The following is an 8,779-nucleotide window of genomic DNA, read 5'->3' as shown; positions in this document are numbered from 1 at the left end:
GACCTGGTGGGCGGCCTGGAACGGCTGCACGGCCCGGTGACTGTGGTTCGTCGCTGCGGTGAACTTGCCGAGCTGCTGGCCGCATGCCAGACCGGCCTCGCCAGGGCCGCCGTTGTGGCCGAAGGCAGCGGCGAGCTGACCGCCTCGCTGGTGGACCGGCTCGCCGCCGTGGGCGTCGCCGTGGTGGCGTTGACCGACCAGCCCGACGAATCCGCCAGGCTCCGGGGAATTGGCGTGAGCGCCGAAGACCCGGCAGTGGCGGCCGCCGAGCTTGCTGACCTCATTGCGGCCGCGGTGGCGCGGCTCGCCGGGGACCGGCCGGTGACCACCCCGGGTGCCGCGGCCGACGCCGTCCCGCCGCTCGCGGCCGAGGGTGCAGCCAACGCCGGCGGACTGGGAACGGGACGGATCATCGCGGTCTGGGGCCCGGCCGGATCGCCCGGGCGGACCACGGTGGCGGCCAATATCGCCGGCGAGCTGGCGGCGGAGGGAAAGTCGGTCCTGCTGGTCGATGCCGACAGTTACGGCGCCAGCGTCGCTGCGTTCCTCGGGCTGCTGGATGAGGCCGCCGGACTCGCCCAGGCGTGCCGGCTGGCCGACCAGGGACTGCTCGACGGCGCCGCGCTGCTCCGGATCGCTTTCCCGGTCACCACCCGCGCCGGAGCCTTCCGGGTCCTCACCGGCATCACCCGGGCCGATCGCTGGACCGAACTGCGTCCGGCGGCGCTAGCCCTGGTCTACGGCCGCGCCCGCGAAATTGCCGACGTGACCGTGATCGACGCCGGGTTTTGCCTCGAAGCCGACGAGGATCTTGGCTTCGATTCGATGGCCCCGCGCCGGAACGCCGCGACGCTGTGCAGCCTTGAAATGGCGGACACGGTCTATGCGGTCGGCGCGGCCGATCCGGTCGGCGTGCCGCGGCTGGTGCGCGGCCTGGCCGAGCTCGCCGCAGCGGTCCCGCAGGCCACCCCGCGCGTGGCCCTGAACAAGGTGCGGGCGGCCGCCGTCGGACGCTCACCGGAACGCCAGCTGCGCGACGCATGGGCACGGTACGGCCCAGCGGACCCCGTCTCGGCCTTCCTTCCGGCCGATCCGGCCGCCTGCGACTCGGCCCTGCTGGCCGGGTCCCTGCTGCTCGAAAGCGCCCCCGAATCGGCCCTTCGTCAGGCCATCCGAAATATGGTTTGTGCACCTGTCCAGCGAAATCGAAAATCCTCTGTTCTTTCTTCCACAGCAAAGGCCCGGCTAAGAGACTAGGCTCGCCATGAGGGCTGCAACGGTGCGGCCATGAACTTTTTGATGGAGGCGTTTGTCGATGTCGTCTGGGTCCAGCGTGGAGGATCAACCCGTTTCGATTGGTGCCGGTGAAGGGTACTTCGGGGACTACTACGAGCACCTCGCCGAGGAGGACGCCAGCGCTTACGGCACCGACGTCCTGACCGCGAGGTCCCAGGCCCATCTGGAGGCAGCCGCCGTCCGGCAGCCGGGCGTGGCCAACATTGTGATCGCGGACGAGGCCGAGTCCAGCGTCATCTACATCGTCACGGACGACATGCCCTTCCTGGTGGACTCGGTCAATGCCGAACTGGTCCGGCAGAAGTCCCCGATCCACTTGGTGATCCACCCCCTCTTCGTCGTTTCGCGCAACCGCGAAACCGGCCGGCTGGTCAAGGTTTCGCGGGTCCCCTCCCACCTGGGCATCTCCAGCGGTGACACGGCCGCGATGCCCAACCTGTCCCACCTCATTGCGCAGGGCGACAACGCCTCGCACATGGAATCCTGGATCGCCGTGGAAATCGCGCGGGTTGATGACGCCAAGCGCGAGCAGCTCATCGAGGGGCTGTCCCGGGTCCTGGGCGATGTCCGTGCCGCCGTCGAGGACTGGCCGAAGATGCGCAACCGCGCCCACGCCATCGCCGATGACCTCGACAAGGTCGCCAACCCGGCCCAGATCGCCGAGCTCCGGGAAGCCCAGGAGCTGCTCCGCTGGCTGGACGACGGCAACTTCACGTTCCTCGGCTACCGCGAGTACGACCTGACCACCGAGTCCGGCGAAGACGTGCTGGAACTGCGCGAGGACAGCGGCCTGGGCCTGCTCCGCGACGGCGCCGACACCCGCCACCAGATCCAGCACCTCACCGAAACCGGCCGCAAGAAGGCCCGCGAGAAGAGCGCACTGGTCATCACCAAGGCCAACTCCCGCTCCACGGTGCACCGCTCGGCGTACCTGGACTACATCGGCGTGAAGAGCTTCGACGCTGCGGGCAACGTCAACGCCGAACGGCGCTTCATCGGCCTGTTCGCCACCACGGCGTACGCCGGTTCCGTGCGGGACATCCCGGTGGTCCGCGAAAAGGTCGACGCCGTACTGCGCGATGCCGGGTTCCCGCCGGACTCACACTCCGGCAAGGACCTGCTCGGCATCCTCGAGACCTACCCGCGCGATGAGCTTTTCCAGATCGAGGTCCCCGACCTCGCAGCGATCACCACCGGGATCCAGCGGCTGCAGGAACGCCGCCGGACCCGGCTGTTCCTCCGGCCCGACATCTACGGACGGTTTATGTCCGCGCTGGTGTACCTGCCCCGCGACCGGTACACCACCAATGTCCGGCTGCGCATCGAGAAGGAACTCCGCGAGACMTTCGACGCCGTCTCCATCGACTACGAAGCGCGGATGACGGAATCCGCCCTCGCCCGGCTGTTCTTCCGGATCCGCCTGCCCAAGGACGCCGACGTCAGCCACGTGAACAGCGACGAGCTGGAGAAGCGCCTGGTCCGCGCGGCCCGGTCCTGGAGTGAAGGCATCGGCGAAGTCCTGCGCGCCCGCGCCGGCGCCGACGGGGAGAACGGGGCGAAGGAACTCGCCGCCGTGTGGGCCRAGGCATTCCCGGCCAGCTACCGCGTGGATTACGAGGTTGAAGACGCCCTCGAAGACATCGCCCGTTTCGAGAAGTACGGCGCCGCAGCCGAACGCGCCGGGGAGGCGGCCGGCGAACAGCCCGGCGTGCACGTTTACCTGCCCGACGGCGCCGGCGCCACCCTCGAGGAGGATGCCCGGGTCAAGCTCTACATGCTCGAGCCCAAGAGCCTGAGCCAGATCCTGCCGTACTTCCACAACTTGGGCCTTGAGGTCCTGGACGAGCGGCCCTTCGAAATCGAAACGTCCGACCACCGCGACTTCTTCCTCTACGACCTTGGCCTCAAGTACCCGGCCGGGGTGGACCCGGTGGGTACCGGAGCGCTGCTCGGAGAATCCTTCGGCGCCGCTGTCTCCGGCGCCGTGGAGTCGGACAGCTTCGACCGGCTGGTGCTCCGCGAAGGCATGCACTCGCGGCAGGTCATTGTGCTGCGCGCCTACGCCAAGTACATGCGGCAGATGGGCAACACCAACTCCTTCGAGTTCATGGCCGACACCCTGCTGGCCAACCCGGAGGTCACCCGCGGGCTGAACGCACTGTTCGCCGCCCGCTTCGACCCGGCGGTGGCACCCGGTGCCCGCGAAGAGCGCCAGGCAGAGGTCCGCGCCGCACTGGACACCGCGATCGAACAGGTGGCCACACTCGACGCCGACCGCGTCCTGCGGACGTTCAAGAACCTGATCCAGGCCACGCTCCGGACCAACTTCTACCAGAACAAAACGCACGTCAGCTTCAAGCTGGATCCCTCCGGCATCGAGGGCCTGCCGTTCCCGCGGCCGATGTTCGAGATCTGGGTCTACTCGCCSCGCGTCGARGGYGTGCACCTGCGCTTCGGCAASGTGGCYCGCGGYGGTCTSCGCTGGTCYGACCGGCGCGAGGACTTCCGCACCGAGATCCTAGGCCTGGTCAAGGCGCAGACCGTCAAGAACGCCGTCATCGTCCCGACCGGCGCCAAGGGCGGATTCTTCGCCAAGCAGCTTCCGGATCCCGCGGCAGACCGCGGCGCCTGGATGGCCGAGGGCATTGAAAGCTACAAGACCTTTATCCGCGGCCTGCTGGACATCACCGACAACCTGGTCACCAGCCCGGAAGGTGAAACCCTGGTGCCGCCGTCCGACGTCGTCCGGCACGACGACGACGACTCCTACCTTGTGGTCGCGGCGGACAAGGGGACGGCATCGTTCTCCGACATCGCCAACGGCCTCGCCGCCGAATACGGTTTCTGGCTGGGCGACGCGTTCGCCTCCGGCGGCTCCGTCGGCTACGACCACAAAGCCATGGGCATCACCGCCCGCGGCGCGTGGGAGTCGGTCAAGCGCCACTTCAGCGAACTGGACCTGGACACGCAGACCGAGCCGTTCACCGTCGTCGGCGTCGGCGATATGTCCGGCGACGTTTTCGGCAACGGCATGCTGCTCTCCAAGCACATCCGGTTGCTCGCCGCGTTCGACCACCGGCACATCTTCCTCGACCCGAACCCGGACGAGGCAGCCTCCTTCACGGAACGGCAGCGGCTCTTCGACCTGCCCCGTTCCTCCTGGGACGACTACGACAAGTCCCTGATCAGCGAAGGCGGCGGCGTCTTTGCCCGCCAGGCCAAATCCATCCCGGTCTCCGCGCAGGTGCGGACTGCCCTGGGGCTGCCTGAGGGCACCACCCGGCTGAGCCCGCCGGAGCTGCTCCGCGCGATCCTGCTGGCACCCGCCGACCTGCTCTACAACGGCGGCATCGGCACCTACGTCAAGGCCTCCACCGAGACCAACGCCGAAGTTGGCGACAAGGCCAACGACGCCATCCGCGTGGACGGCCGCGAACTGCGGGTCAAGGTTGTGGGCGAAGGCGGCAACCTGGGTATGACCCAGCGGGGCCGGATCGAAGCCGCGCTGCAGGGCGTCATCCTCAACACGGACGCCATCGACAACTCCGCGGGCGTTGACTGCTCCGACCACGAGGTCAACATCAAGATCTTCGTGGACCGGATGGTGGCCGCCGGCAAGCTTGCCTCGGCCGAACGCGCCGAGTTCCTGTCCTCGATGACCGACGAGGTGGGGCGCCTGGTCCTCGAGGACAACATCGACCAGAACATCCTGCTGCTCAACGACCGCATGCGGGTTGCCGAATGGAGCCCCAGCTACGAGCGCCTGATGGACTGGCTGGAGAAATCCGCCGACCTCAAGCGTGAACTGGAGGCGCTGCCCACCACCGACACGCTGCGCGAGCGGCTGGAACAGGGCCAGGGGCTGACCTCGCCGGAACTTTCGGTGCTGGCCGCCTACGCCAAGATCGAACTCGCGACGGCGCTGCGGGACAGCGACCTCGCGACCGATCCGTGGTTCCGGGACACGCTGCGCGCGTACTTCCCGAAGCAGCTCCGGGAACGCTTCGACGCCGAACTGGACACGCACCCGCTGCGCCGGGAGATCATCGCGACGGTTGTCGCGAACGAYATGATCAACMTGGGCGGSATYACSTTCGCSTTCCGSRCCATGGAGGAGACCTCGGCYACCGAGGYCGCCGTCGCSAAGGCGTTCGTWGCCCTCCGYGAGRTCTACGAACTGGACATTATGGTGGCCGAGCTCAACGAGCTGCCGGCATCGTTCCCGACCGAACACTGGAGCACCGTCCACCTGGACATCCGCAGGCTCCTGGACCGTGCGGTCCGCTGGGTCCTGAGCCAGGGCAACGCGGCACGGCCGATCGCTGAGATTGTGGCCGAGTTCAAGCCGCTGATGGATCCGATGCGGGCACGGCTGCTGGACTACCTGCGCGGGGATGACCGCGAGCGGGTGGCGCAGTGGCTCGAGAAGGCACGGAGCTGGGAGCTGCCCGAGGACCTGGCGCACCGCTGGGCCGAGCTGTTCGAGAGCTTCGTCCTGCTGGACATCGCCAAGATCGTCCACGTCAGCCCGGAGCCGGTGGAGAACATCGCGCACGTCTACTACACGGTCTTCAACCGGTTCCACGCCGATTCCCTGCTGGAGCGCATCACCAAGCTGCCCCGGAAGGACCGCTGGCAGGCCCTGGCCCGTGCGGCCCTGCGTGATGACCTCTACTCCACCATCTCGGACATGACGACGGCGGTCCTCGAGGCCACGCCGGCGGATATGCCCGCGGAGGAGCGGCTTGTGGCCTGGGAGGGCCAGAACGTGGAGCAGCTGGGGCGGGCCAAGAGCATGTTTGACGAGGTCAACGCGCTCGAAGCCGATGACATGGCCTCACTCTCGGTAGCATTGAGGCTCTTGAGGTCAATCGTCCGACGCTAGGGGCTGCCGGCCCCCCGCGTCGCAAATGGAGGTGCTGTGGCAATCTTTACGGACCCTATCAGGGAGCATGCTGATTTCGGGCCGGGGGATGCCGAGTGGCTGCACTTGCTCGTGGGGGACTGGCAGATGGTCGCGGACCTTGCCTTCGCCGACCTCGCCTTGTGGTTCCCGCACCCCGAACTGGGCTATGTGGCACTCGCCCACGTCCGCCCCTCCACCACGCACACGGTGTTCCACGCCGACTTCGTGGGGGAGGGGATCCGCTCGGACCTGAAGCGACTTGTCGACAAGGCCTGGGAAAGCCGCACCATTGAACGCTCCAACGAAACCAACTGGAGCAGTGACATGGCGATGCGGGTGGAGGCGGTGCCCATGGTCCGCAACGGCCGTACGCTCGCCGTCGTCACCTCGCACATGGATCTCTCCAGCTCCAGGATGCCTTCGCGGCTGGAACTGACCTACCGCCAATGCGCCTACGACCTGCTGCGGATGGGCACCCTGGGGCTCTGGCCGGACTTTGCCTCGCCCACCGGGTCGCGCCGGGGCGCCCCCCGCGTCGGCGACGGCCTGATCCGGCTCGACGCCGAGGGGATCGTGCAGTACGCGAGCCCCAACGGGGTCTCCGCTTTCCGCCGGCTCGGCGACGGCGAATCACTGGAGGGCCGTTCGCTGGCCGAGGTCACGGCCGGGCTGCTGCGGGACCGGCGGATGGTGGATGAGACCCTGCCGCTGGTGGTCACCGGGCGGATGCCGTGGCGCAGTGAAATAGAGAGCCGCGGCGTGAGCCTCTCGCTCCGTGCCATCCCGCTGCGCGATGAGCAGCAGCGCTTCGGTGCGCTGGTGCTCTGCCGGGACGTCTCCGAACTGCGCCGGCGCGAGATGGAACTGGTGACGAAGGACGCCACCATCCGCGAGATCCACCACCGCGTGAAGAACAATCTGCAGACCGTGGCGGCACTGCTGCGCATGCAGTCCCGCCGGATGGTCAGCGACGAGGCGAAGCAGGGACTCGAGCAGGCAATGCGCCGGGTCGCGACGATCGCCCTGGTCCATGAAACGCTGTCGCAGGGCCTGACCCAGAGCGTCGACTTCGACGAGCTGATCGGACGCCAGTTCCGGCTGTCCGCCGAGGTCGCCTCGCCCTCCCAGCAGGTCAAGACCCAGCGCTCCGGGCTGTTTGGCGAACTGCCGAGTGACTTCGCGACGCCGCTGGCACTGGTTATCAACGAACTCGTGACCAACGCCGTCGAGCACGGCCTGGAAGGCAGGGCCGGGACGGTCTGGCTGCTGGCCGACCGTTCGGAAAGCGAGGACGGGGACGAGTTGCTGACCGTCACGGTGGCGGACGACGGCGTCGGGCTCCCCGCCGGGTCCTACACCGAGGGCCTGGGGCTGCAAATCGTCCGCACCCTGGTCACGAGCGAACTGGGCGGCAGCATTGCCTGGAAGCCCCGCGAAGGCGGCGGCACCGCCGTCCAGGTGGTCCTGAGCCTCGCCTCACGCTGAGCCGGCACGCCCCTTGGGCGTTCCGCCGCGGCCTCAGTTCAGGGCCGCTTAAAAGATGATGGCCCCGGACCAGTTGGTCCGAGGCCATCATCTGTTGCCCGAAGGCGGAGAATCAGGAGGCGCGGCGGGCACGCGCTGCGCGGCGCTTGAGGGCGCGGCGCTCGTCCTCGCTCATGCCACCCCAGACGCCGGCATCCTGGCCGGATTCAAGAGCCCACTGCAGGCAGGTGTCCACCACAGGACAGCGCCGGCAGACGCTTTTGGCTTCTTCGATCTGCAGGAGGGCAGGGCCGGTGTTTCCGACGGGGAAGAAAAGTTCCGGGTCCTTGTCAAGGCACGCTGCGCGGTTACGCCAATCCATGCTGATCAGTAACTCCATTCCTGGGAATTCGTTAAATGCCGTTTGTGAAATTATTCACTAGAGGCTTCATAAGAAAAGGGGCCTGTGGGCCCCCTCGGTCATCTGGATTAAGCGTGTCATGTTAACGCTGTGTAAACAAGGGGTATTTGCCGTACGAATCCCRCCAAATCGTGAGCGATGCGTCACATTGGCTGGCGGAACCCCCAATTCTGTTCGACTATGTCCGGTAGTGTGCCAGTGTGTCAAGACCCCCAGTGAACCCCGCCGATCCCGCCGAGCCGCAGGCCGGTGAGCCGGGGCCCCGTCCCGCGGGGCGCCCCGCCGGAGCCACCGTCATCGCACTCATTACGGCCCTTGAGGCCACGGCATTGCTGGTGGCCGCCGGCTGGTACGGCTTCCAACTCCTGACCGGGGCTCCCGTCCTGTCGTTCTGGGGTGCCGTCTTTACTTTCGGCCTGCTACTGGCTTTTTCGGCCTTCCTCTTCGCGGTGGGCCATTTCCTGTTCCGCGGCTACCGGTGGCCACGGTCCGGGGCGCTGGTGGCGCAGCTGATTATGCTCACCATCGGATTCCCGACCCTGACCGGCGGCTACCCGTTGGCGGGCCTCGCAATGCTCGTGCCAGCTGTCGTGGCGATTGTGCTGCTCTTCGACAAACGCGTCATCGCCTACGCGTCCCGGACTGGCGACTCAAGCCGCGCCCTCTAAGCCTGCTGCGGTTCCTTTTAAGCC

Annotated in this window: 5 protein-coding genes; 4 read left to right on the top strand and 1 reads right to left on the bottom strand. The window is 67.5% G+C overall.

Going from position 1 to position 8,779, the window contains the following annotated elements:
* The 3 genes from AC1DHD_RS11190 to AC1DHD_RS11180 form a co-directional block, all read left to right on the top strand.
* Positions 1-1,257 (top strand): CpaE/TadZ family protein (locus AC1DHD_RS11190; protein ID WP_476879785.1); only part of this gene is annotated, 1,257 nt, incomplete at its 5' end.
* A 58-nt stretch (positions 1,258-1,315) separates the two neighbouring features.
* On the top strand, positions 1,316-6,181 hold the full coding sequence (locus AC1DHD_RS11185) for an NAD-glutamate dehydrogenase (RefSeq protein ID WP_476879784.1): 4,866 nt from the start codon (positions 1,316-1,318) through the stop codon (positions 6,179-6,181).
* A 36-nt stretch (positions 6,182-6,217) separates the two neighbouring features.
* Positions 6,218-7,687, top strand: coding sequence for a sensor histidine kinase (locus AC1DHD_RS11180; RefSeq protein ID WP_476879783.1), 1,470 nt, complete (start codon positions 6,218-6,220; stop codon positions 7,685-7,687).
* A 112-nt stretch (positions 7,688-7,799) separates the two neighbouring features.
* Here the strand turns inward: AC1DHD_RS11180 and AC1DHD_RS11175 are convergent, their stop codons facing one another.
* On the bottom strand, positions 7,800-8,048 hold the full coding sequence (locus AC1DHD_RS11175) for a WhiB family transcriptional regulator (protein WP_003804966.1): 249 nt from the start codon (positions 8,046-8,048) through the stop codon (positions 7,800-7,802).
* Positions 8,049-8,287: 239 nt separating this feature from the next.
* Between AC1DHD_RS11175 and AC1DHD_RS11170 the strand changes: the two genes are divergently transcribed.
* The gene (locus AC1DHD_RS11170; protein WP_476879782.1) at positions 8,288-8,755 is read left to right on the top strand and encodes a hypothetical protein; all 468 of its coding nucleotides are present in this window, start codon (positions 8,288-8,290) and stop codon (positions 8,753-8,755) included.
* Positions 8,756-8,779 lie beyond the last annotated feature (24 nt).

The sequence above is a fragment of the Arthrobacter sp. 05L45_2 genome (genome assembly GCF_056397525.1).
The sequence above is the reverse complement of the archived record's forward strand: the minus strand, read 5'-3'. Positions and strand labels throughout refer to the sequence as shown.